The 24,359-nt window shown below is 39.8% G+C and carries 21 protein-coding genes and 1 riboswitch; of the genes, 19 read left to right on the top strand and 2 right to left on the bottom strand.

Annotation, left to right across the window (positions count from 1 at the left end; all coding sequences use genetic code 11):
• Positions 1 to 2 precede the first annotated feature (2 nt).
• The 7 genes from IEX12_RS10985 to IEX12_RS10955 all read left to right on the top strand — a co-directional run bounded on the left by IEX12_RS10985 (position 3) and on the right by IEX12_RS10955 (position 5,354).
• Entirely contained in the window at positions 3 to 443 is a 441-nt protein-coding gene (locus IEX12_RS10985) for a PTS sugar transporter subunit IIA (RefSeq protein WP_088052684.1), read from the top strand.
• Between the two features lie 6 nt (positions 444 to 449).
• The gene (locus IEX12_RS10980) at positions 450 to 719 is read left to right on the top strand and encodes a PTS sugar transporter subunit IIB (RefSeq protein WP_088053545.1); all 270 of its coding nucleotides are present in this window, start codon (positions 450 to 452) and stop codon (positions 717 to 719) included.
• A gap of 27 nt (positions 720 to 746) precedes the next feature.
• A complete protein-coding gene (gene ulaA, locus IEX12_RS10975; protein WP_102414771.1) occupies positions 747 to 2,042 on the top strand; it encodes a PTS ascorbate transporter subunit IIC in 1,296 nt (431 codons plus the stop codon).
• A gap of 75 nt (positions 2,043 to 2,117) precedes the next feature.
• Positions 2,118 to 3,110 carry a phosphotriesterase family protein gene (locus tag IEX12_RS10970; protein ID WP_088052686.1) on the top strand — a complete coding sequence of 331 codons (993 nt, stop codon included), beginning with the start codon at positions 2,118 to 2,120 and terminating at the stop codon, positions 3,108 to 3,110.
• 35 nt (positions 3,111 to 3,145) lie between these two features.
• A complete protein-coding gene (locus IEX12_RS10965) occupies positions 3,146 to 3,859 on the top strand; it encodes a creatininase family protein (protein ID WP_102414772.1) in 714 nt (237 codons plus the stop codon).
• 50 nt (positions 3,860 to 3,909) lie between these two features.
• The gene (locus IEX12_RS10960; protein WP_188725151.1) at positions 3,910 to 4,629 is read left to right on the top strand and encodes a KDGP aldolase; all 720 of its coding nucleotides are present in this window, start codon (positions 3,910 to 3,912) and stop codon (positions 4,627 to 4,629) included.
• Positions 4,626 to 5,354, top strand: coding sequence for an SIS domain-containing protein (locus tag IEX12_RS10955; protein ID WP_188725150.1), 729 nt, complete (start codon positions 4,626 to 4,628; stop codon positions 5,352 to 5,354). Before IEX12_RS10960 ends, IEX12_RS10955 begins: the two co-directional genes overlap by 4 nt.
• A 133-nt stretch (positions 5,355 to 5,487) precedes the next feature.
• Here the strand turns inward: IEX12_RS10955 and IEX12_RS10950 are convergent, their stop codons facing one another.
• The gene (locus IEX12_RS10950) at positions 5,488 to 6,393 is read right to left on the bottom strand and encodes a LysR family transcriptional regulator (RefSeq protein ID WP_088052690.1); all 906 of its coding nucleotides are present in this window, start codon (positions 6,391 to 6,393) and stop codon (positions 5,488 to 5,490) included.
• A gap of 129 nt (positions 6,394 to 6,522) precedes the next feature.
• Between IEX12_RS10950 and hutG the strand changes: the two genes are divergently transcribed.
• From hutG to IEX12_RS10930, 4 genes are read left to right on the top strand one after another with little or no spacing between them, the layout of a single operon-like run.
• Entirely contained in the window at positions 6,523 to 7,488 is a 966-nt protein-coding gene (gene hutG / locus IEX12_RS10945; RefSeq protein ID WP_088052691.1) for a formimidoylglutamase, read from the top strand.
• Between the two features lie 24 nt (positions 7,489 to 7,512).
• Positions 7,513 to 9,186 (top strand): urocanate hydratase, encoded by a 1,674-nt coding sequence (hutU, locus tag IEX12_RS10940; RefSeq protein ID WP_188725149.1) that lies wholly within the window; start codon positions 7,513 to 7,515, stop codon positions 9,184 to 9,186.
• 6 nt (positions 9,187 to 9,192) lie between these two features.
• Positions 9,193 to 10,467, top strand: a complete 1,275-nt coding sequence (gene hutI, locus IEX12_RS10935) for an imidazolonepropionase (RefSeq protein WP_188725148.1) — start codon at positions 9,193 to 9,195, stop codon at positions 10,465 to 10,467.
• Between the two features lie 29 nt (positions 10,468 to 10,496).
• On the top strand, positions 10,497 to 11,822 hold the full coding sequence (locus IEX12_RS10930; protein WP_155554432.1) for a YjiH family protein: 1,326 nt from the start codon (positions 10,497 to 10,499) through the stop codon (positions 11,820 to 11,822).
• A gap of 193 nt (positions 11,823 to 12,015) precedes the next feature.
• On the opposite strand, the gene IEX12_RS10925 is transcribed toward IEX12_RS10930, so the two are convergent.
• Positions 12,016 to 13,812 carry a cation:proton antiporter gene (locus tag IEX12_RS10925; protein ID WP_188725147.1) on the bottom strand — a complete coding sequence of 599 codons (1,797 nt, stop codon included), beginning with the start codon at positions 13,810 to 13,812 and terminating at the stop codon, positions 12,016 to 12,018.
• 240 nt (positions 13,813 to 14,052) lie between these two features.
• On the opposite strand from IEX12_RS10925, the gene IEX12_RS10920 reads away from it, so the two are divergent.
• The 8 genes from IEX12_RS10920 to IEX12_RS10885 all read left to right on the top strand — a co-directional run bounded on the left by IEX12_RS10920 (position 14,053) and on the right by IEX12_RS10885 (position 24,355).
• Positions 14,053 to 14,727 (top strand): uracil-DNA glycosylase, encoded by a 675-nt coding sequence (locus tag IEX12_RS10920; RefSeq protein ID WP_088052698.1) that lies wholly within the window; start codon positions 14,053 to 14,055, stop codon positions 14,725 to 14,727.
• A gap of 74 nt (positions 14,728 to 14,801) precedes the next feature.
• Positions 14,802 to 14,997, top strand: a riboswitch (cobalamin riboswitch).
• 169 nt (positions 14,998 to 15,166) lie between these two features.
• A complete protein-coding gene (locus IEX12_RS10915) occupies positions 15,167 to 17,434 on the top strand; it encodes an LPxTATN C-terminal sorting signal domain (protein WP_188725146.1) in 2,268 nt (755 codons plus the stop codon).
• A gap of 29 nt (positions 17,435 to 17,463) precedes the next feature.
• Positions 17,464 to 18,330: a DUF4430 domain-containing protein gene (locus IEX12_RS10910; protein WP_188725145.1), complete on the top strand. Its 867-nt coding sequence runs from the start codon at positions 17,464 to 17,466 to the stop codon at positions 18,328 to 18,330.
• A gap of 92 nt (positions 18,331 to 18,422) precedes the next feature.
• Complete coding sequence (locus IEX12_RS10905) at positions 18,423 to 19,301, top strand: energy-coupling factor transporter transmembrane component T (protein ID WP_188725144.1); 879 nt, start codon at positions 18,423 to 18,425, stop codon at positions 19,299 to 19,301.
• Complete coding sequence (locus IEX12_RS10900; protein ID WP_188725143.1) at positions 19,283 to 20,950, top strand: ABC transporter ATP-binding protein; 1,668 nt, start codon at positions 19,283 to 19,285, stop codon at positions 20,948 to 20,950. The genes IEX12_RS10905 and IEX12_RS10900 overlap by 19 nt, the downstream gene beginning before the upstream one ends.
• Complete coding sequence (locus IEX12_RS10895; RefSeq protein ID WP_188725142.1) at positions 20,926 to 21,642, top strand: ECF transporter S component; 717 nt, start codon at positions 20,926 to 20,928, stop codon at positions 21,640 to 21,642. Before IEX12_RS10900 ends, IEX12_RS10895 begins: the two co-directional genes overlap by 25 nt.
• A gap of 411 nt (positions 21,643 to 22,053) precedes the next feature.
• Entirely contained in the window at positions 22,054 to 23,376 is a 1,323-nt protein-coding gene (locus IEX12_RS10890) for an ABC transporter substrate-binding protein (RefSeq protein ID WP_188725141.1), read from the top strand.
• Positions 23,377 to 23,446: 70 nt separating this feature from the next.
• Positions 23,447 to 24,355 (top strand): carbohydrate ABC transporter permease, encoded by a 909-nt coding sequence (locus IEX12_RS10885; RefSeq protein WP_286171081.1) that lies wholly within the window; start codon positions 23,447 to 23,449, stop codon positions 24,353 to 24,355.
• The last annotated feature ends 4 nt before the right edge of the window (positions 24,356 to 24,359 follow it).

Raw genomic sequence — 24,359 nt, 5'->3', positions numbered from 1 at the left:
TGATGAGGTTTTTAGAACGAAGTATTGTAAAGGTTGGGGTTGAAGTATCGGACGCGAAAGAGGCAATTGAAGCTGCGGGGAGTCTTCTTTTTCAGGAGGGGCTGGTCGAACAGACATATATTGAAGCAATGAAACAAGCGTATCAAGAAAATGGCCCCTATTTTGTACTGGCCCCACATATTGCTATTCCGCATGCTCGGCCGGAAGATGGGGTAAAGGAAGCTTCTGTTTCATTTGTACAATTAAAAAAACCGGTCGTGTTTGGACATGCATCGAACGATCCGGTACGTCTTGTGTTTGGTCTAGGTGCGTCCTCAAGTGATGAACATTTAACGTTATTGAAAGAACTGACAGGTCTGTTAAATGATCGTCATAACGTTGATAAATTAACTGCTGCTGCAAGTTATGAAGATATAAAAAACATCTTAGAAATGGAGCGATAAACAATGATAAAAGTTTTGACAGTTTGTGGATTAGGACAAGGAACGAGTTTAATTTTGCGAATGAATGTGGAGCAAGCACTTGGAGAAAAAGGAATTCAAGCGGATATTGAACATACCGATGTTTCGACAGCTTCAAGTATGCAAGCGGATTATATCATTACAAGTAATGAGCTTGCGGAAAGCTTACAACAGCACAGTGCGAAAGTAATCATCGTTAATAATTACTTTGATATGGATGAAATCAACCAAGCTATCGATGAAAACATGGTAAGTTAATAGATGTTTTAGGGGAGGGAATCGGGAATGGATGCAATTTTTTGGATCGCCACAAATATTTTTGGCCAAGCTGCCATCTTGCTGGGATTTATCGTTCTTTTAGGATTGTTGCTACAGAAGAAAAATGCCAGCCAGGTTATTAGCGGAACGTTTAAAGCCGTTATTGGATTCTTAATTATTAGTGCAGGTTCAGGTGTCATCACGGATGCGTTAACAATATTTGAACCACTATGGAAAGAAGTATTCAATCTTTCAGCGGAACCGCTTGGAGATTTCATGGGACAGGAAGGGTTCAACGCAAAATACGGCAGCGCTGTTGCATTGGCAATGACACTTGGATTTGTTATTAACGTATTATTGGCACGTTTTACCAAATTAAAATTCATTTATTTAACTGGTCATATGATGTTTTGGACAGCAACCATTTTTGCAGGTGTTACCATTCAGGCAGCGGGTGATGTGTCATTTGGTAAGCTTGTCATCTTTCTGGCAGTAATCATGGGGATCTATTGGACAATTCAGCCTGCGTTAACACAACCATTTATGCGTAAGATTACCGGGAATGACAACGTTGCACTCGGACATACATCGGCGTCTGTTGCATTGTTAAGTGCTTTTGCAGGTAAATGGCTGGGAAACAAAGAAAATGATTCCGAAAAAATCAAGCTGCCAAAGGGCTTGGACTTTCTGAGGGATTCAAACGTTATTACGGCTTTAACGATGGGATTATTGTTTTTAGTCGGTGCAATCATTATCTCCTTTAAAGATACACCAGGCGCAGAAGAATTAGTTGCAGCAGCTGGGGATCAGAACTTTATTGTGTATGCAATCATTCAATCGTTTACATTCGCTGCCGGTATTGCAGTCGTTTTACTAGGGGTCCGGATGTTTATTGGTGAAATGGTACCTGCATTTAAAGGGATTGCAACAAAGATCGTGCCAGGTGCAAAACCGGCACTGGATGGCCCAATTGTTTTTCCGTATGCACCAAATGCGGTTATTTTAGGTTTCTTAGGTTCATTTGTTGGTGCTTTAATCTGGCTCGTTGTGTTAGGAAATACAGTTGGATATGTCTTCGTTCCAACGATGATTGTCTTGTTCTTCCACTCCGCAACAGCTGGTGTATTTGGGAATGCGACCGGTGGTGTAAGAGGAGCATTAATGGGAGGATTCATTACTGCTACGGTTGTTGCATGGGGGCAGTTCGTTATGGTTAAAATGCTTCTGCCTGATACAGTACCAGACACGGCAATGTGGGCCGCGGATTCCGATATGTTTATCTTAGGACCAATCATTCGATTCTTAGCACAATTATTTTTCTAATTAAGTGGGGAAAGAAATATTCCCCCTTTTTCCCATTTAATAAAAAAGTGATATTTTTATTAGGAGTGATAACAAATGAGTTTTATTCGGACATTTCATGGTGACATTGAACCTTCCAAGTTGGGCTTCACGTATTCACATGAACATATTGTATGCAGACCGCCGTATTGGGTGGAGCAAAAGGCTGACGATCTGCTGCTTGATGATAAAGAGAAATCCAAGCTTGATGTACAGGATTTCAAAAACCTTGGTGGACAAGCAATTGTTGATGCAACCGCTGTTGATTACGGTCGTGATGTAATGGCGGTAAAAGAAATTGCTGAGGAAACTGGCGTTACGATAATTGGAACAGCAGGTTTTAATAAAAGTTTTTTGTGGGATGCGCCCATACCTGAACATGTTAAAAAAGTAACAGGCGATTTTAACACGTATTATCAATGGATTGATGCAAAATCAATCAATGAGCTTGCTGATTTTGTCATTCGGGAAATTGAAGACGGACTGGAAGGAACCAATATCCGCGGCGGCCAAGTGAAATTTGGTACGGGCTACAACAGAATAACACCATTAGAAGAAAAGACATTACGCGCAGTAGCAAGAGCGCATCATGAAACGAAGGCACCGTTACATTCTCATACGGAAGCCGGTACAATGGGGCTTGAACAAGTTGAACTTTTAAAGAGTGAAGGGGTTAATCTGGAATATATCAGCTTTGGTCATATGGACCGCAATCCGGATCCTTTTTACCATGAAAAGATAGCGCAAACGGGGGCATTGCTTTCCTTTGATGGCATCTCCAAAATCAAATATGCGCCAGAAAGTACGCGAATTCAATGTATATTAGAGCTAGTTAAAAAAGGCTATGAAGATCAAATCCTGGTTAGTGGTGATACAGCCCGCAAATCTTATTACAAGCACTATGATTATGGGTTGGGGTTAGAAAATATTATTGGAAAATGGGTTCCACGTTTTATTGAGGAAGCAGATCGAAATGGATTTGATGGCAGGAAATTAATTGATAAATTTTTCGTCCAAAATCCTGCACGTTGCTTTACGTTTAAAAAATAATTATTTTCTTATACCGGATTGGATGGTGAAGCAAGATGGAATTTCAATATCAAAATTCGTATGAAGTAAAGGATAAGATCGATCAATCCAAAATAGCTATTTTACCAATCGGGGCAGTGGAAGCACACGGACCCCATTTACCATTAGGGACAGACAATTTACTAGCGGAGCGATTATCAGCAAAGTTGGCTGAACGTGTAAATGGCTTGCAATTACCAACATTACCATATGGTCAAGTATGGAGTTTACGTAACTTTCCAGGTAGTATCAATATAAGTAATGATGCACTCATTCATATGCTTGTCGATATTGGGGAGAGCCTTTATAAACAAGGATTCGCAACATTTGCAATGGTAAATGGACATTTGGGAAATGGCACCGCGCTAAAAGAAGCGGCCCGTGCCTTATACGAAACATGTCCAGAAATGCGTGTATTTTATTTCTTTTATCCTGGTATGAATCAGGCTGCGGCGGAGGTTCGGGAAACGGATTCAGCTCATAGTACGTATTTTCATGCTTGTGAGATTGAAACCTCTTATATGCTCTATTTAGCGCCTGAATATGTTGAGATGGATAAAGCAATTACGGATATACCGGATATACCAATGCATGCTGATGTTACGCCTACACCGTGGGAGGAATTTACCAAAACAGCAGTGTTAGGTGATGCAAAACTCGCTACGAAGGAAAAAGGAAAATACATTGTTGACATTGCCTTAGAGAATATGGTCAAGCTTATTAACATGTAAGAATCCTTTGCAGTAAAAAAGATGCTATGTTGGAAAAGGTGGAGTATAGGATGGAAGAAAAACTTTTTGATAAATTTTTATTTAATTTTTTGGCAAGCGATGCTGCAAATGCAGCGGACATTATGGAAGCTGGATCTGGATATGTAGTGCCAGGAATTGTTTCTGATAAGTTTAATTCGGTTGCTGAAGCAGCAAAAAAGGTAAAAGAGCTTAAATCGGTTGCGAAAGTGGTAAGCATTGGTCTTGGTGGCGGAGGGAATACAGCTAATTGGAAGAAAGTATTGGATATTGCATCAGCTTCGCTGCCCGGGCATTTAAACCAACCATTTGAAACAGCTGCCTATGCAAAAGGTTTTTTAGATGGAAAAAATAACTCAAAGCAATTGGTAAATGCACTTGTTCAACCAACTGGCGAGGTTGGAAAAGTTCGTTTAGCCAATTCAGGTAACGTATTACAAGTCGATGAGTTCATTGATATTGCAGTAAGTCTAGGAATAGAAAGTATTAAGATGATGCCTGTAAAAGGAACACAGCATATAGATGAACTCATTTATTTAACGAAACTAGCAGCGAAAAAAGGGATTCGTGGTGTTGAGCCTGCTGGTGGAATCGATGCAGGTAATATGAAAGCTATCATCGAGGGTGTAAAGGATATTAACATTGAATTCTTTATGCCGCATATATTCGGTTCAACCATTGACAAAGAAACAGGGGAGACAATCCCAGCTAAAGTAAGGGAAATTATCAGAATAGTGGAGGGGTTATCATGATTGATCATTACTTCAGCAAAATTACGGATTTATTAGCGGTTGTTGAAAAAGACGAACATGATGCTATGTATAAAGCAGCACAAAAGGTTGCAGACGCCATTCAAGCTGGTGGCGTGATCCATCTGTTTGGATGCGGTCATTCCCATATTTTAACGGAAGAAGTTTACTATCGTGCAGGTGGTCTTGTACCAATTCACCCTATCTTGCATGAACCGTTAATGCTTCACGAAGGTGCAGTGCGTTCCTCTTCATTCGAACGAAAAAATGATTATGCTAAGCTATTTATGGAAGAACAGGATATTCGAGAAGGGGATGTCATGATTGTTATTTCGACATCAGGAAGAAACCCTGTTCCAGTAGATGTTGCACGTATGGCCAAAAAGCAAGGTGCTTATGTGATTGGGATTACATCGATTGCCTATTCATCAAGCCAAGCCTCACGCCATAGCAGTGGTGACCATTTATATGACGCTGTGGACCTGGTTATTAACAATCATGCACCAGTCGGCGATGCACTTTTATCACATGACAAGGTGGATGTAAACTTTTCACCAAGCTCCACGGTAATAGGCGCAGCAATCCTAAATGCCATTTTTGCGGAATCGATTAAATTGATGGCTGAAAATGGCTTTACACCACCAGTATTTTTAAGTGGAAACATTGAGGGAGCAGATGAGCATAATCAGCGGTTGATTGATAGGTATAGGGAGCGGATTAAGCTGTAATGAACGGAAGCCTGTTGCCGGGAGATTTTGGTGGCGGGCTTTTATCATTTGTTTTTTAATTTTAGTTTACTCGAAACAAACTCTGAAAATAGCTAAACACAAATGGTATCTTTAAAAAGCTTTCAAAAATCTGTTAAAGTTTTTCCCGATTAATCTCATTTTCAAAAAAACTCCTGATTAATAATATAAAACGCATAACTAATGGTGATAGATATCGGTTTTTATCATATGCAATATAAACCGTTCTTGAGATATTAGAATTGTCAATTGGTTTAATACTACATTCATGTTTTTTAGCATATCGAACATAATTTTCCGGAACGATGGTGATTCCCAAATTATTTTCCACTAAACTGCAACCCGTTTCAAATCGTTCAATCTCAAATTGAATATTCGGATTAATACCAGATTTCTTGAACGCATTCAAAATGTCTTTTCTTGTTTGGAAACCCTCCTTGCTGACGATAAAAACTTCTCCTTCCAAATCTTTTATTTGCAGATAATCCTTGTTTTCTAAGTAATGACCAAGAGGAAGAAGTGCAACTAAATTTTCCTTATAAATTGGTATTGTTTCGATATCCTCATTTTGAATATATTGGTTTGTAATGGCTAAGTGAATATTGAAATTATTCAATGCCTTTTCCACATCACTCAGACTTAATGTTTCAAGTAAACTAATACGAACATTTGAAAATTCTCGTTTAAAAACAGTTAAGATTTTTGGTACAAAAAACATGGAGGATTCAATAAGCCCGATTGACAGTTCCAGCGGGCCTTCTTCTCTTAAGCGAAGCATTTCATCGGATACAGTTTCATAATGTCTCAGTAGTTTCTTTGCTTCCTGATATAATATTTTTCCCTCTTTTGTAATTCCTATATTTCTGGAAGCCCTATCAAACAAAGGAAAGCCAGCTTCCATTTCCAGCTTTTTGATTGCAGCACTTAATGAGGGCTGTGAAATATGAAGTGTATTAGCAGCCTTCGTAAAGGTTGACTGATCCACGATAGCAACAAAATATTGCAATTGTTTTATATCCATACTTTTCCTCCTATAGTCAAAAACTATCGAAATATAATAAATATGTATTTGTATTTATAGTATAGACTAACTATAATTTTAAATAAAGAGAATAAATTCTGAATTTACGGTGGGCGAGGGTGATTAACTATTTATAGATTAGCAAACGGAGATCTTTGGAGTGGAAGAATTGATAGTGATAATGCGTCCGATTATCGTTTTCACCAAGTGATTAAACTCCAAAATATTGATAAGTTAAAACAAAGTGAATCCGCGTTCGGATTTATAGGTTTTGCAAGTGATGAAGGTGTAAGAAGAAATAAAGGAAGGGCTGGGGCAAGCTTAGCACCGGATGAGATAAGAAAACATCTGGCAAAGTTACCGTACAATCTCAACCGAAATATGGAAACAATTGATTATGGAAACGTTATTTGTGAAGACGACCAATTGGAAAAGGCTCAGGAGGAACTCGGTAAAAAGGTTTATAGTCTATTGCTCCATCATAAAACACCAATCATTCTAGGTGGAGGGCATGAAACATTTTACGGGCATTATTTGGGGGTGAGGGAATATTTTTCAGCTGATAAAACAATAGGTATTGTGAATATTGATGCACATTTCGATTTACGGAGTGATAAATTGCCCTCATCGGGAACAATGTTCAGACAAATATTAGAGCAAGATGTTAAGGCAGGGTATTTGTGCCTGGGTATTCAAGAATTTGGCAACACCAGATCACTGTTTCAAGCTGCGAAGGATTTTGGCTGTCAATACGTCCTTGAAGAAGATATCAATCTGAATAACATTCAAAATACGTACGAGAAAATCGATGAATTCATAAAAAAATATGATTCCATTATCATGACCTTATGTACTGATTCCATCATATCTTCAGCAGCACCAGGTGTAAGTGCTCCATCACCACTAGGATTAGACCCGAAGATTGTAAAGCGTTTATTAAAGTACATTGCAGCAAAAAAAAATACCATCAGTTTTGATATATCTGAGGTTAATCCGAATGTAGATGAGAATGATAAGACAGTACGTCTTGCTGCTTATTTGGTAGCGGAAACTATGAAAAGTTTTAGTCTTAAGGAAAAGCTGGCAATGATATAACGACTAAGAAAGGGAGATGTTTGGATGACTATAAAAGAAAAAAACAAGGTTAAACAATATCGCGGAACTGAGCTTCATACAAAAGGGTGGTTGCAGGAAGCAGCTTTACGTATGCTGAATAATAATCTTCATGCAGACGTTGCAGAAAATCCTGATGAATTAGTGGTGTATGGCGGAATTGGAAAAGCCGCCAGAAATTGGGGTTGTTACGATGCGATTGTTAGAGAGTTAAAAGTACTTGAAGATAATGAAACACTATTAGTTCAATCAGGAAAACCGGTTGCCGTCTTTCGTACTCATAAAGATGCGCCAAAGGTTTTGATTGCTAATTCCAACCTCGTACCTGCATGGGCAAATTGGGAACATTTTAATGAATTGGATAAGAAAGGTTTAATGATGTACGGACAGATGACGGCTGGGAGCTGGATTTACATTGGAAGTCAAGGGATATTGCAAGGAACATACGAAACATTTGCGGAATGTGCACGACAGCATTTTGACGGTAGTTTGCAAGGCACCATTACGGTAACTGCCGGACTTGGTGGTATGGGTGGAGCGCAGCCATTAGCAGTTACCTTGAATGAAGGCGTTTGTATTGCGATTGAAGCAGATCAGCATCGAATTAACCGCCGGCTGGAAACAAAATACCTGGATACGTATACTGACAACTTAGATGAAGCTATTAAACTGGCAGAAGAAGCACGTGAACGGGGTGAAGCACTTTCTATTGGATTATTAGGAAATGCTGCCGACTTACTTCCGAAAATGATTGATAAAGGATTTATTCCAGATGTATTAACCGATCAGACATCATCGCATGATCCGCTTAATGGTTATGTGCCAACAGGTATGACATTAGAAGAAGCGGAAGATTTGCGGAAAAACGATCCGGATAAATACCTAAAATTATCAAAGCAGAGTATAGCCCGCCATGTAAGAGCTATGCTTAAAATGCAACAGAAGAATGCGGTGACATTTGATTATGGCAACAACATACGTCAGGTTGCGAAAGATGAAGGTGTCGAAAATGCATTTGATTTCCCAGGCTTTGTACCTGCATATATCCGACCACAGTTTTGTGAAGGGAAAGGCCCATTTCGTTGGGTAGCACTATCGGGTGATCCGGAAGACATCTATAAAACGGATGAAGCGATATTAAGAGAATTTAGCTACAACGAGTCTCTTTGTAAATGGATCCGTATGGCACGTGAAAAAGTCAGTTTTCAAGGCTTACCATCCAGAATTTGCTGGCTTGGATATGGGGAGCGTGCCCGTTTCGGCAAAATTATTAACGATATGGTAGCGAGCGGAGAATTAAAAGCACCAATTGTAATTGGCCGGGACCATTTGGACTCTGGTTCTGTTGCATCCCCGAATCGGGAGACAGAAGCAATGAAGGACGGTAGTGATGCTGTTGCTGATTGGCCAATATTAAATGCTCTTATTAATAGTGTTGGCGGTGCCAGCTGGGTTAGTGTCCATCATGGCGGTGGTGTCGGAATGGGATATTCCCTTCATGCTGGGATGGTAATTGTTGCGGATGGAACAAAGGAAGCGGAGGAACGTTTGGAAAGAGTTCTCACAACGGATCCCGGAATGGGTGTAGCAAGGCACGTTGATGCAGGATACGAACTTGCGGAAAAAACAGCACGTGAAAAAGGGGTTCATATCCCAATGTTACGTAATAAAGGAGAGTAAGATGAAATGTCACAACTGGTATTTGTAAAAAATGCTGCACAATTAATTACGATGAAAGGCCATTCAGATAAACCGGCGAAAAAAGACGATATGAGTCAACTGAATGTCATTGAAAATGGAAGTCTGCTTGCAAAAGATGGGAAAATTTTAGCAGCAGCGAAACATGAGGCTATTGTGCAAGATTATCAAGAATTAATCGCAGAAGCTGAACATATTGATGCAACTAATAAAATTGTAACACCAGGTCTTATTGACCCACATACACACCTTGTTCATGCAGGAACCAGAGAAAGCGAATATGCCATGCGCCTTAAAGGCAAGTCGTACATGGAAATTATGAATGCCGGGGGCGGTATTCATGCGACAACAAAAGCAACAAAGCAAGCCAGCTTTGATCAGTTGTATGAAGAATCGAAGCAGCGTTTAGACACCTTTTTAGAATATGGTGTCACAACGGTAGAAGCAAAAAGCGGTTATGGCCTGTCATTGGAGCATGAGTTAAAACAGCTGGAGGTTGCAAAAAAGCTAAATGAAGATCATCCAGTTGATATCGTTTCTACTTTTATGGGTGCCCATGCAGTTCCAGTTGATGAGAGAGATACTCCGGATACTTTTGTTGACCGAGTTGTAAATGAAATGATTCCAGAAGTTGCGAGAAAAGGGCTTGCAACATTTAATGATGTGTTTTGTGAGCGTGGTGTGTTTACACCGGAACAATCACGCAGAATATTAAATGCCGGTAAGGCACACGGTCTGATACCTAAAATACATGCTGATGAAATTGAGCCTTATGGAGGTGCTGAATTAGCAACAGAAGTTGGGGCGATTTCAGCTGATCATTTGCTAAAGGCATCTGATGAAGGAATTAAACAGATGGCAGAACGTGGCGTGATAGGCGTCCTGCTACCAGGTACAGCATTTTTTCTAATGGCAGAGTTTGCGCAGGCAAGAAAAATGATAGATAACGGCGTCCCTGTTGCATTATCGACAGACGCAAACCCTGGTTCATCACCAACGTTATCGCTGCAATTTATTATGAATTTGGGCTGTTTGAAAATGGGCATGACACCTGAGGAAGTTCTTACAGCAACGACCATTAATGCCGCTCATGCAATTGGTTGTCCTGATAGTGTAGGAAGTCTGGAGGCAGGTAAAAAAGCAGATATCGCCATTTTTAACGTGCCAAACTATTTAATGCTGTCGTACAAATATGGAATGAACCACATTGATACTGTAGTTAAAGGAGGGAATCCAGTAGTTTTAGAAAAACAGCTGCAGTGAAAACCAAATTTGAATCGGGAGGTTTTACAATGGAAAATCCTCAACGTGTTGCGCTCAAAAATGAGAGTACGAACGGGAAAAATATCCTAAAATTTCTGATTTACAGTTCCATTGGTGCATTTACTTTTTTTATACCTATTACATTAAATGGGACTTCAACCATTCCATTAGATCACATGGTAACATTTGTTGAAGAAACTGTCCCTTCAATCATTCCATATTACATCTTGCTTGTAATCATTTTTGGTGCAATATATCCGTTCATTAATAAAACATGGAACAAAGACGCTGTAAACATAGGTTTATCCATTTTTAAGATTATTGGTATGGGTGTAGCATTTATGCTTGTATTCGATTTTGGACCGAGTTGGTTGTTCGATCCGGACATGGGTCCATTCCTATTTGACAGTCTGGTTACTTCCGTGGGGATATTAGTTCCGATTGGTGCAGTATTCCTTGCACTATTGGTAGGGTATGGATTTCTTGAATTTATCGGGGTACTGGTGCAGCCTATTATGCGCCCGGTCTGGAAAACACCTGGACGCTCCGCAATTGACGCTGTTGCATCATTCGTTGGCAGTTATTCGATTGGGTTACTAATTACGAACAAAGTATTTAAAGAAGGAAAATATACAATAAAAGAAGCAACCATAATTGCAACAGGATTTTCGACTGTTTCCGCAACATTTATGATTGTCGTTGCAAAAACGTTGGGGTTAATGGATATATGGAACACTTATTTTTGGGTAACATTAGTAGTAACTTTTCTTGTAACCGCTATCACCGTTCGGATTTGGCCGCTAAATAAAATGAGCGATGAATACTATGATGGTGAAGGATTACCAGAACAAAAGGTGAAAGGAAATCGCTTCAAGGAGGCCTGGAAGCAAGGGATGGAGGCTTCTGAAAGTGCTTTACCGCTTTTGAAAAATGTACTGCTGAATTTGAAGGACGGAATCATTATGACAGCAGCGATATTGCCGTCTATATTATCAGTTGGGTTACTTGGGCTGGTTTTAGCAACGTATACACCTGTATTTGATATACTTGGGTACATTTTCCTTCCGTTTACATGGCTGGTTCAATTGCCGGAGCCATTACTCGCTGCAAAAGCATCAGCAATTGAGATAGCTGAAATGTTTTTACCGGCATTGCTAGTAACGAACGCTGCTCTTGTCACTAAATTTGTGGTCGCTGTCTTATCCGTTTCAGCCATCATATTTTTTTCCGCGCTGGTTCCTTGTATTTTATCGACGGAAATACCAGTTAGTATTCCGAAATTACTCGTTATTTGGGTGGAACGAACGATCCTGACAATAGTGATCGTAACGCCCATTGCATTTTTACTATTGTGACAATGAGTCTACTACCTGAAACAAAAAGTATTCTTGGATATGCAGTCATACTTTTTCGACATGATTGTGATGAGTCAACTATTCACGATAAAATAACCGTTTTGTACTAAGAGGGTTCAGGCATTGAAAAGGAAGCCATTCTTTTGTCCTAAAACAGCGAATGGCTTCCTTTTTCACTCAAATCATTTCCTGTTTAATCCTGAACTTTCTTCAAAACCACAAGCTTATCCCCCACATCAAGCACAAATTTTTTCCTTAATGTAATAACCTGAATGGTTTTGTTTTCTTTTACAATCAATAATGGTGTGACATCCTCTGGAATCGTGTCCTTTACTATTTTATTTTTTTCCTGGATGTTTATCGATTGTATCGAATAGTTGGTATTTATTTTTCGATTTAATTCTGTAAAAATGGCATCCTCCGCAAATAACAGATGTGCTCGCAGTGAAATCGTTATACCGTCCGGATCGTCCTTGTTTATGTTACCGCTTGGAAGCGAAAAGGTATTATTGTAACCGAACTCCGGTGCATAGGATTGACTGACCAGTGCGTTATAAGCATTATCACCTGTCATGGAAAGAATCGTTTCATATGGTGTGAGGTCAACCTCAAACTCGGCATGTTCAGCGAGAATCTGTCCGTGATAGGTTGGAATATCTTTATCAGCCGCACCACGTAATCTTCCTTCAGACGTATCACTGATTAAAACAGGGATATCAAGTTTTCGCAAGTAATCGGCAAGTGCAATAGAAAAGCTGCTTGATCCGATAATCAGAATCCCTGGTGGCGCATTGTTGGCAAGTTCGAGTTTTTTAGCGATTGGGCTCAAGGTGAAACCATGGGCGCATACGGTTATAAATACGAGTGCAAATGTTAATGTTGTAAGCATTTCGGCACCTTCATGACCATCATCAAGAAGAATTGCTGCAAAGTATCCAGAAACGGTCAGGGCAACAACCCCTCTTGGCGCCACCCAACTGACAAGCGTTTTTTCCGCCTTCGTGAGCTCGGTACCAATCGTTGCGATCCAGATAGATAACGGTCGCACAATAAAAAGCATGACAAGCACGAATCCGATAATTGGCAATGTGAAAATTTCGGCAATCGTCTCCCTTGAGAGGGAAGCCGTAAGCAAGATAAAGATAGTTGATGTAAGCATTACCGATATATTTTCAACAAAATGACTGACATTACCGATTGATGTTACATAGCGTTTCGTTCGGGCGAGTGTCAATCCCATTACTGTGACAGCGAGCATGCCTGTTTCATGCATGACAACCTCTGCCATGGTAAAACAAAGCAGCACAAATGCGAGTATAATGGGAGATTTTAAATATTCCGGGAAGACTCCCTTGCTGACCATAATGCTGACAATCATGCCGATCACATAACCAAAAATGACGGCAATGAATGCGTTGAAAAAGAAATGCAGCATATAATCGAAATGCAGTGTATCGGTCGTCAGGACTTTAATGACTTCATAGGCAAATAGTGCGAGTAATGGACCAAAGGGATCGACAATAATACCTTCCCATTTAAGAACAGCTGCTATCCTTGGTTTTAATTTTGCATTCCGCAATAATGGAATAATGACAGTTGGCCCTGTTACGACAAATAAACCGCCGATAATAAAGGAAATTTCCAAACTTAAGCCGGCGATGAAATGGGCGGCAAGTGCACCAGCAATCCAGGCAATGAATGCTCCGCCTGTTACAATACGGAAGACCGATTTGGATATTCCTTTTATCTCACGGATATCAAGACTGGAGCTGCCTTCAAATAAAACGATGGCAACGGCTAATGAAATTAATGGGCTGTATAGATCGCCCAACGCTTCCTGTGGGTTGAACAAACCAAAAATAGGTCCCAGCAGTAGGCCGGCAATGGACATGATAACAATGGAAGGCCATTGTATCCGCCAAGCAAGCCATTGCGAAAATATACCTACTACAAAAATAACTGCGATACTTACTAAAACAATCTCTTCCATCGAATCACCTTTCCAGCCCTTCCTTCATAATAAGAAGTTTACCAATTTTTATCGCGTTTGTCCTGTATTTCATCACCTAAGAATCACAGGTGCCTAGTCATCCCCCGAACTTTATAAAAAAGATAGCTCCCCTAAGAAGTTTGCTTCAATAAGTGCTACTATTCGGTACAAATCGGTTGCACCATCAAAATTTTCTAGTTTACTATTGGTATAACATCATTAATGAAAAGGATGATAGATATGGCTAAACAGATTTTGGAAAATGATTGGGCTGACTTTTTAAGTGAGGAATTTAGCAAGCCTTATTATCTCAAGCTGCGGGAATTTTTGAAGGAGGAGTATGCTACCCGGACGGTATATCCAAATATGCATGATATTTTTAACGCACTTCACTCGACCTCTTTTGAGCATGTAAAGGTAGTAATACTGGGGCAGGATCCGTACCATGGTCCGAATCAAGCGCATGGCCTAAGTTTTTCCGTGAAACCTGGGGTGCCGCAGCCACCTTCATTAAAAAATATTTTCATTGAATTACAGAATGATATAGGCTGCTCCATACCGAACCACGGCTATTTACACAGTTGGACAAAACAAGGCGTGCTCCTTTTGAATACGGTTCTAACAGTTAGAGCTGGACAAGCACATTCACATAAAGGAATGGGTTGGGAAATCTTCACGAATCGTGTGATTGAGACGTTAAATCAAAAAGAAAATCCTGTTGTTTACATTCTGTGGGGTGCTGCTGCACAAAGAAAACAGGAGCTTATTGATACGTCAAAGCATTACATCATTAAATCGCCGCACCCTAGTCCATTATCTGCACATCGGGGTTTTTTTGGGAGCAAGCCTTTTTCGAAGACCAATGAATTACTTAAACAGGCCGGGCTTGAAGAAGTGGATTGGGGAATTGAATAGGGAACTTTTCAGTTGTGTAATCTTGCTCATCCTCTGCTTGACTTCACGACATTGATTACATACAATGAAATTAATTGAATACGAAAAAATTAGGTTGATTTTGTCGATGGGAATCGAGGAAATCATTAAAAGGGAAGTCCGGTGCAAGTCCGGCACGGTCCCGCCACTGTAAATGCTAGTTTTCTAATTATAAACCACTGTCATTCGATGGGAAGGTAATAGAAAATGATGATCATGAGTCAGGAGACCTGCCTACTTTTTACGCCATTCAACCTACGAGGATAGGGAGGTGAGCTCGGGCATGATGAAAATTCGTTTAGCTGAACATGGCGATACATAACAATTCTGTGCCAGATAACCACCATACACCACTTCGTAAAGGGGTGTATTTTTTATGGGGAATTTATTGAAAGCGGATTCATGGAGGGGGAAGGTTTAGTTGAAAAGGTTTCATAAACTAATAAATATCGGCTTAATTTTATTACTGGCGTTCTTTTTTACGTTCCCGCAATCAACGGCAGTGTGGGCTTCAGGAGATAGTTCAACATCTGCTACCGTAGATGTAAGAGTGGAATCTACTGACAAAACCATTTTGCCACCTACTGAAGTCACAGTTGAGAGTTTTGACCTGCAAAAATATGTTCATGGAAATACACCGATTGTGAAAGACACACCAAGGGCGATTCATGCCATTATTCGGGCGCTGGAAACTGCAGGAATTGATACGCAAGACTCGGATCAGTTTAATTTAGGGTATGGTGGAAATTATATTGCTGGAGTCAATGATTTATTTGAATTTGACCATGGCCCAAACAGTGGCTGGATGTATTATATTAATCATCAATATGTACCAGTTGGGGTATTGGACAGGGAAATTGTCGACGGAGAATCAATTGTCCTGTTTTATGTAGATAACTATATGGATAACACCTACTCATGGTTTGTTGATTCAGATATAACTGTTCATGCGGGAGAGGCTTTTACCGTTCAACAACAAGGACTAATTTATAATGTTTCGACAAATGGACAGTCAAAAGGGCCTGTGGATGGGGCTACTATTTTAGTTGATAATGAATCATATAGTAAAGATGGTAGTAAGGTACAAACGGATAAAGATGGAAAAGCAACGCTCACTTTGAATAAACCGGGAACCTATACATTATCTGCTGAACGGGAAAATGACCAAGGCGAGGCAAACATTACCCGCCCATATGCAGAGGTGACGGTTTTAGAGGCTCCACCAGCAGATACTGCGGAACCAAGCATACGTGTAAAAGGGTTAGATGATGGTGAAACGGTAACAAACCCGGAACTTTCATTTGAAGTGAATGTAACGGATGATGTCGACAGCGAAATAGTCCCATCTGTAAAGGTTAATCATAAGGAAATTAAACCGCAAAATGATAATACTTATTCCGTAACATTAAGCGAAGGCAAGAATCATATTGCTGTTTCAGCCACTGATCAAGCTGGAAATACAGCAGTAAAAGATTACAATATATTTTATCAGAAGAAGGAAAAAGTAACTCCTTCAATCACGGAATCAATTAATAAAGCAATAACCAATATGCTACAAGAAGGAATCAATAGTGAGTGGCAGGCTATCGGATTGGTGAAAGCAGGAAAAACGGTCCCGGACAGTTATGAAGCCTTATTTAAGGAAAATATCCAATCACAAATTGTTAATAAAATGGAAAGTAACCGTGTTAAAATCACCGATATTGAACGTTTGACAATGACTGCTGTTGCCTTGGGGAAAGATCCGCGGAATATCGAGGGACTTAATTTAATCGAATTAATTTACAATAGCCCTGAGCGACGTGGTGGTTATGACACAATGACGTTCCAGGGAAATAATGGGCCAATCTTTGCTCTGATAGCGCTTGATACGAAAAAATTTGATGTTCCGGAAGACGCTAAATGGACCCGGCAAAAATTAATTGATGAACTATTGCGTACGCAAAATGAAGATGGCAGCTGGAATTTAAATGAGAATTTTGATACACCGAGCATTGATATAACGGCGATGGCAATTACTGGTCTAAGTCCATACAAGGATCAGTCTGAAGTAAAAGAAGCATTGGATAAAGCGGTTGCTTATTTATCATCTGTTCAGACGGATGAAGGAGGATTTGATGGTGGTGATTTTGTCGGAGGTATTACCAGTGAAGCCACTTCGCAAGTAATTATTGGCCTGACAGCATATGGAATTGATCCGACAAGTGAGCAGTTTACAAAAAACGGAACCCATTTAATTGACCATCTTCTAAGCTTTCAAATGAAAGATGGCGGATTTCAGCATACATTGAATGATGGTATATCGAATTCTATGGCGACAGAGCAGGCACTTCAAGGGCTTGTAGCGTATGACATGTACGTGAAGAATCAAGGAAGCTTTTATGACTTTACGGAACGAAAAATCGAGCCTGACCCTGAGTCGCCAGCGAAAGAAGAGGATAATGTTATTCCCAAAAAAGAAAATGACCAGGTGAAATCACCTGAGAGCTCTAAAGACAACGATAAAAACAATGATGGAAATGAATCACCAAATAAAAACGTGTCGGATGAAAGCAAGGGGGATTCGGGTAAGAAATTGCCAAATACCGCAACCAATTTATATAACATTCTATTGATTGGTGTGTTCCTGCTTGTTATTGGAATTATTATATTCTATATCCGCAAAAGAAGATTAGCGGGAAAAGGTTAATCATGGCCTGATGGTTAGGAGGGGTATGAATGAGAGGCTATGCAAAGTATTTTGCGGCAATCTTCTTCTTATTATTTGCTGTTTTTACCTTGATTGGCTGTGAAGATTCGGTAAAAAAGCCTACTGGACTTGAAGATGATCCAGGTCAAGAGGTCAGCGACAGTGCAAGTGATGCTAAAGAGACAGATCAGAAGGAATTAAAAGATAAGGAAAAACCGAAAAAATCACCATCTGCAAAGGATGAAGAAAAACAAGAAACGAAACCATCTAATTCTGATGACAAGTCAAGTTCAGATGATTCTACATTATCGAATCAAAAGAATACTGGTGAAAAATCAAACCATGTGGTGAATAAGAATAGTAGCAGTAATACAGATGAAGAAGCCGATAAAAACAAAACAAAAACAAACAAAACTAATAAAAAACCGGATAAAGAAGAAACGAAGAAATCTGAATCCAGTAAGAATCGATCAAGTAAAACAAGTAAACCCAATGAAAATAAGGAGCCTGAAACAAATAAGGACACAATTGTTTATTCAATCGTTATATCCGGCAGCGAGGTTCCGTTACCACCAACCGAAATCGAAATAACCAATGAAGATACTGTACTAGAAGCGTTAATCCAAATTACCAAACAGAAAAAAATTCAGATGGATTATCGTGGTGGTCAAGGTGCAACCGCGTATGTCGAAGGAATAGACAATGTATATGAATTCGACCGCGGCCAGGGAAGCGGCTGGATGTACCGAATAAACGGTGTATTCCCTGATCGTGGTGCAGGTGTAGTACCTGTATGTGATGGAGATCGGGTTGAGTGGTTGTACACAACAAATCTTGGGAAAGATCTTGGCGCAGACTTAGCTCCTGTTCGGAGGGATGGGAAATGTCCGAAATAAGGGGGCAGAGGCTTGTCCACGTTCATGATTAGTGTTGTGGTCGGGACGGAATTGCTCCCGTCCTACAATTTTTTTAAAAGCAGGTGTGGAGTATGGAAAATGGTTTTCGCTCTTATCATCCTTTTGTTCAATTTTTCTATTACATATGTGTTGGAACGCTGGCTTTTTACTTTAAACATCCGTTATTTTTAGGTACGGCATGTTTATTGATGATTCTGGTCAACGTGTCACATGACCGGGGAAAAGCAGTTCGGCAATGGATTCCTGCGTTGTTGGTGATGAGTACGCTAATTATCGTGTTAAATCCTTTTTTGGTATCACGGGGGACAAACATTTTATTTTATTTCCGGGGGAAGCAAGTAACATTAGAAGCAACCATTTATGGCATTACAATGGCCTTGACAATCGTTATTATCCTGCTTCTGTTCATCTCCTTTAATCTTATTTTAAATGGAAACCGATTTCTGTATATTTTTGCAAGAATCCTGCCGCGAACGGCTTTTTTAACGATGCTTTCAATTCGATTTGTACCGTTATTAAAAAAAAGACTCCAGGAAATTAGTGCGGTGCAGCGAATCCGTGGATTAAGCATTACAGAAGGGTCGATCAGAAACAGGGCAAAAACGGGGCAGCTAAGAACACAAATTTTACTAACCTGGTCACTCGATGAATCTATGCAAACGGCTGACTCCATGAAGGCAAGAGGCTATGGAATTGGAAAGAAAAATCCCTATATTCCGTATCGGCTGAAGAAGCATGACTGGGGATGGATGATTGCGTTACTTGCACTTTTTAGTATTTGCATTGCTGGAGGCGCGTTGGGGTATGGGAAAATGATTATTTATCCAAAGCTTGGTACGCTTCATTTCTATCCACTTGATTGGGTGCTTTTCTACGCTATGTTATTGTTACATTCATTTCCATTAATCGTTGAAGGGAGAGAACAATTACGGTGGATATTTTCCAAATGAAAAACCTTTCTTTTCATTATCTAGAAGCGATGGAACCAGCTTTAAACAACATTTCCATTACAATAAAGGAAGGCGATTTCACTGTGATTTGCGGGCCAAGCGGCTGTGGGAAAACAACACTGCTAAGCCTGCTGAAAAAGGAGATAGCCCCTGCAGGAGAACTGGAGGGAACACTTACATATTTGGGAAAGGCTTTGAGTGAATGGGACGATCGAACGTTGATCGAAGAAATTGGCTTCGTTTTTCAAGATCCAGATAATCAAATTATTATGGATGATGTCATGCAGGAAATGGTTTTTGGTATGGAAAACTTAGGGTACTCCAACTTGGAAATGCGTAAGCGAGTTGCCGAATTGGTTCATTTTTTTGGTATGGAGGGATTGTTAAAGGCCAAACCATCAGAATTGTCGGGAGGGCAAAAGCAACTGCTGAACTTGTTGAGTGTTCTTCTGTTAAAGCCAAAAGTTCTTTTGCTTGATGAACCAACTTCCCAGCTTGATCCGGTTGCAGCAAAGAATCTTATCCTCATGCTGGAGCGGTTGAATAAGGAAATGGGCATGACCACTCTTTTAGTTGAACATCGACTTGAGGAATTGTTTGCTATTGCTGATCATGTGATAGTAATGGATAAGGGATTCGTGCGGTATGAAGGGGAGAGCAGAGACATAATTGAAGCGATTTTTCAAAACAACGATGAGCGTGCTATTCCCTATGTCCCCTCCATTTCACAGTTGTATATGAAAAAAGCGCAATACTTGGAGAAAACGAGTATTCCTCTGACTGTCAAAGAATGCAGGAGCTGGATAAGAACAGTGTCACCATTAATGTCTACTGAGCAAAAAGCGGCAAACGATAAAAATGAGTCTATTCTGTCTTTACAGGAGGTCTATTTTCAGTACACCAAAAAGACGCCATACATTTTGAAAAATTTAGCTTTAGAGGTGAAACAAGGGGAGTTTTATACAATTGTTGGTGGAAATGGATCAGGCAAAAGTACATTGCTGAAAGCTTGCATTGGCAACATCAAGCCGCAACGTGGACGGGTTCTTTTTCGAGAAAAGGAAACAAGCAAACTAAAAGGGAAAGCACTGTATAACAACTTTGCTTATCTACCACAAAACCCGAAAACCTATTTTATTCATGACACGATCGATAAGGAAATGCAGGAAGTAGTGGAACAGAAAAAGATAGATAATGGTGAGGAAAAAATCGTGGAAATGCTGTGTACATTTGAAATTGAGCATATCCGGCACCAGCACCCATATGATTGTTCTGGTGGTGAAATGCAAAAAGCAGCTCTGGCGTGCATGCTGCTGGGAAGTCCAACGATACTCTTCATTGATGAACCGACGAAAGGGCTTGATCCTTTATCCAAGCAACACTTTGCCAGATTATTGAAACAGTTGCATCAAAAGGGCTTGACGATCGTAATGGTTACACATGATATTGAATTTGCTGCCAAATATGCCGAACGATGTGCGATGATGTTTGATGGTGCAATCATGGCTGAGGGGACTCCAACTGAATTGTTTCAAGGCAATTATTTTTATACTACCTCTGTTAATCGTGCTACAAGCGGAAGTGGGCTAACAGGGACCTTGACACTGGAGGAGGCATTAGCATCATGGCCAAATCACGTACCTATTTGACCATTGTTTCCATCGCCATTTTGTTATTGCTGGTCGTATCTATTGTTTTTTTCCATTACCGTGCTTATTTACTGGTAAGTGTGATGATTATTGCCTGTATGATGATTCCGTTCTTTGCCCGATTTGAAATAAGAAGCATCACAGGCAGGGAAGTCGTCATTCTTGCCATCCTGGCTGCCATTGCTGCTGTCGGGCGTGTTCCTTTTGCTGGTTTGCCAAGCGTTCAGCCGACCTCCTTCGTTATTATCATTACCGGGCTCGCTTTTGGAGCCGAATCAGGATTCATCGTTGGGGCTGTGGCGGCCATCGTGTCCAATATTTTTCTTGGACAAGGCCCCTGGACACCATGGCAAATGTATGCTTGGGGCATGATGGGGATGACAGCTGGACTCTTTCGCAATAAAGGTTGGATGAAAAAGGGCTGGGGGCGCTCAGTTTTTGGCTTTACATGGGGCTATTTATTTGGCTGGTTTATGAATCTTTGGATCATCGTTAGTTATCTTGATAACATGACCTGGGAAATTTTTACGGCAACATATATAGCAAGCATTTACCATGACCTTGCTCACGCTTTATCAAATGTATTTTTTCTGGCGGTATTCAGTGCCTCGTGGATAAAAATTTTAGAGAGGACGAAGCGGAAGTATGGGTTGTTTGAGGAGGTAACAGGGAAGGTTAAGAAAGGTGCTTGAGTTGTTTTATTCGCTGTTATTTTATTATGGAGATTTTATCTCCTACCGAGTACCATTTGTATTTATCTAGATTACCGGTAACTAAATAGTAATAGAGACTTTTTTTTTACATCATGTATTGATTTCGTGGAAATTTTTAACTTGATAGTTAATTTGTGTTGAAGGGGTATTTCAATTTGAATTACCTCTTTTTGTGGATTGAAATTGAATATATCCTTTAGCTCGGAAATTTAGTAATTATTGGAGTCAGCCGAGAGAGATCTGTTACGACACCGCACTCAAATAGAAAATTATTTTCAAAATAAATTTATAAAGTAAAATAATTTTTAAAATTGCTTGAAACTATCAAACTACTATTGTATAGTATTTATTGAAAGCGCTTTTACTTAATCAAAGGGGGTATTGGAACTCATGAGCAGATTATTGGCAAAGCTTCTATTTAATTCGATTTTGCTATTGTCACTAATAAGTTTAGCAGCATGTGGGGAAAATTCCGATGAAACTAACACATCAGATTCTGGGGAAATATCGGGTAAGGTGACAATGTGGACCGCATCGCTTTCTGGGGAACCTTTTGATTCCTATTTCTCAGACATTGAAAAGGGTTTTGAAAAAAAGTATTCGGATGTAGACGTTATCATTGAAGATATTCCACAGGAACAAATGGAACAAAAAGTATTGACGTCACTAACGGGCAGTGAAGTACCAGATTTAGTTAATTTGAATCCACTTTATGTAGCCAATATAGCGGGACAAGGCGGTTTACTTGATTTAACTGATCTAATTGATGAAAAGACGAAAGATTCATTTGTTGAGGGTCCCTTTAAAGCAGGTATCAATGATGATAGTTTATACGCTCTGCCGTGGTATTTAACAACAACGGTCACATGGTATAATAATGAACATTTTGAGCAGGCCGGTATTGAAGAATTACCAACGACACTCGATGGGATATACGAAACAGCAAAAAAAATATCGGATAAAACAGGAAAGGCTTCTTATTATCCGGTTATAAATGATGGTAATGTGATTATGCAAAAAATGGTTTCACTAGCGAATGGAGATCCGATCGTTAAAGATGGAAAAGCAGTATTTGAAGATAATCAAGCGATATTGAAGTACTTTGAAACAATGCAGAAGATGTATGAAGAAGGTCTGATCCCTCAAGAAGCTGCAGAGGGTTCCATACAATCAGGTCAAGAATTATACATGGGTGGTAACATTTCCTTTTTAGAAGGTGGAGTGACGTTTCTTGGTCCGGTTGAATCTGGGGCACCGAATATTTATAAAACATCTAAGTCCGGCCCGCCACTTGTTTCAGAAGATGCACCAATTAATGTAGATGTAATGAACTTTGCTATACCTTCAAAAACTAAGAATCAAGAGGCGGCAGTAGAACTTCTTAAATATATTACAAATGCAGAGAATCAACTAGAATTTGCAAAGATTGCCGGTACAGTGCTGCCATCTACAAAAGATTCATTGGATGATTCCTATTTTAAAGAAGCTGGAGATTCTCCTAAAGCCCAAGGTATGATGCAAGCTTCGAAGGCTTTGGAGCGGGCCGAAGTTTTAATACCACCTACCGAAAACAGTGCTGATGTGCGTGAAGCAACCAAAAATATATTTGTACAAAATCTGCAAGGCGAATTAAGTTCAGAAGAGGCGCTTAGTCAATTAGCTGAAGAGTGGACCAAGTCATTTGAAGAGACAGGGGAAGATGTAACATTTTAAAGACAAAACTACTATAAGAGACTAGCTCTTTACAAAAAGCTAGTCTCTATTTTTCGAAGGGGAGATTAAAGTGGCTAAAAGGTTAATCTCTAATAGAACAAATAAAAAGATGTTTAAGATGACACCGTGGCTGTTTTTATTGCCGTCTATCCTGATTTTGGGAACCTTTCTTATATATCCGATTTTACAGGCCTTTCATTGGAGTGTTTTAGATTATAAATTGATCTCGGGAACGGGAGAATTTGTCGGTCTGGAAAATTTTAAAGAATTATTTACTGATAAAGCCTTTTGGAATGCATTGCTCAATACACTATTATTTCTATTGATTGTTCTTCCCTTAAATATTTTTTTGCCGATGGTTTTGGCTGTCCTGGTGAATCAGAAACTTCGTGGCGTTACCACGTTTCGGGTGTTATATTATTTGCCATTTGTTACCCCGATGGTAGTCGGGGCACTAATGTGGAAAATGCTGTATTCACAGAACGGAATGATATCTGATTTCCTGGTGAAGCTTGGAATCTTTGACTCACCTACGAATCTATTAGTACAACAGGGTACTGCACTCGTAGCTGTAGCAGTAATCACTGTCTGGAAAGGACTTGGCTATTATATGATTATCTATTTGGCAGGTCTGCAATCTTTGCCAAAAGGAGTTTATGAATCAGCTGAAATTGATGGCGCATCAACATTCCAGCAATTTCGGAAAATCACGGTACCAATGCTGGTACCCTCTATTACCCTTGTCTCTATATTAACAATAATAGCCGGGATGAAGGTGTTTGATGAAATTGCCATTGCTACAGGCGGTGGACCAGCAGGTGCTACGACTACATTAGTTATTTATATTTATAATAAATTTATGAGTCTCGATGTCAGTATTGCTTCGGCAGCTGGTTTGGTATTATTAATTTTAGCTATTATTGCTTCACTATTGCAAATGAAACTAACGAGTAAGCGGGAAGATGATTTAAGGGCATAATAAG

The sequence above is a fragment of the Lentibacillus populi genome, from assembly GCA_014642895.1.
GTDB lineage: Bacteria > Bacillota > Bacilli > Bacillales > Amphibacillaceae > Lentibacillus_C > Lentibacillus_C populi.
This window is presented reverse-complemented; position numbering and strand designations above follow the sequence as displayed.

What these genes read in the sequence shown, in the direction of transcription:
- IEX12_RS10985 (WP_088052684.1), top strand. Translation starts at nt 3, where the DNA reads ATGAGGTTTTTAGAACGAAGTATTGTAAAGGTTGGGGTTGAAGTATCG.
- ulaA (WP_102414771.1), top strand. Translation starts at nt 747, where the DNA reads ATGGATGCAATTTTTTGGATCGCCACAAATATTTTTGGCCAAGCTGCC.
- IEX12_RS10970 (WP_088052686.1), top strand. Translation starts at nt 2,118, where the DNA reads ATGAGTTTTATTCGGACATTTCATGGTGACATTGAACCTTCCAAGTTG.
- IEX12_RS10965 (WP_102414772.1), top strand. Translation starts at nt 3,146, where the DNA reads ATGGAATTTCAATATCAAAATTCGTATGAAGTAAAGGATAAGATCGAT.
- IEX12_RS10960 (WP_188725151.1), top strand. Translation starts at nt 3,910, where the DNA reads ATGGAAGAAAAACTTTTTGATAAATTTTTATTTAATTTTTTGGCAAGC.
- IEX12_RS10955 (WP_188725150.1), top strand. Translation starts at nt 4,626, where the DNA reads ATGATTGATCATTACTTCAGCAAAATTACGGATTTATTAGCGGTTGTT.
- IEX12_RS10950 (WP_088052690.1), bottom strand. Translation starts at nt 6,393, where the DNA reads ATGGATATAAAACAATTGCAATATTTTGTTGCTATCGTGGATCAGTCA.
- hutU (WP_188725149.1), top strand. Translation starts at nt 7,513, where the DNA reads ATGACTATAAAAGAAAAAAACAAGGTTAAACAATATCGCGGAACTGAG.
- hutI (WP_188725148.1), top strand. Translation starts at nt 9,193, where the DNA reads ATGTCACAACTGGTATTTGTAAAAAATGCTGCACAATTAATTACGATG.
- IEX12_RS10930 (WP_155554432.1), top strand. Translation starts at nt 10,497, where the DNA reads ATGGAAAATCCTCAACGTGTTGCGCTCAAAAATGAGAGTACGAACGGG.
- IEX12_RS10925 (WP_188725147.1), bottom strand. Translation starts at nt 13,812, where the DNA reads ATGGAAGAGATTGTTTTAGTAAGTATCGCAGTTATTTTTGTAGTAGGT.
- IEX12_RS10920 (WP_088052698.1), top strand. Translation starts at nt 14,053, where the DNA reads ATGGCTAAACAGATTTTGGAAAATGATTGGGCTGACTTTTTAAGTGAG.
- IEX12_RS10910 (WP_188725145.1), top strand. Translation starts at nt 17,464, where the DNA reads ATGAGAGGCTATGCAAAGTATTTTGCGGCAATCTTCTTCTTATTATTT.
- IEX12_RS10905 (WP_188725144.1), top strand. Translation starts at nt 18,423, where the DNA reads ATGGAAAATGGTTTTCGCTCTTATCATCCTTTTGTTCAATTTTTCTAT.
- IEX12_RS10895 (WP_188725142.1), top strand. Translation starts at nt 20,926, where the DNA reads ATGGCCAAATCACGTACCTATTTGACCATTGTTTCCATCGCCATTTTG.
- IEX12_RS10890 (WP_188725141.1), top strand. Translation starts at nt 22,054, where the DNA reads ATGAGCAGATTATTGGCAAAGCTTCTATTTAATTCGATTTTGCTATTG.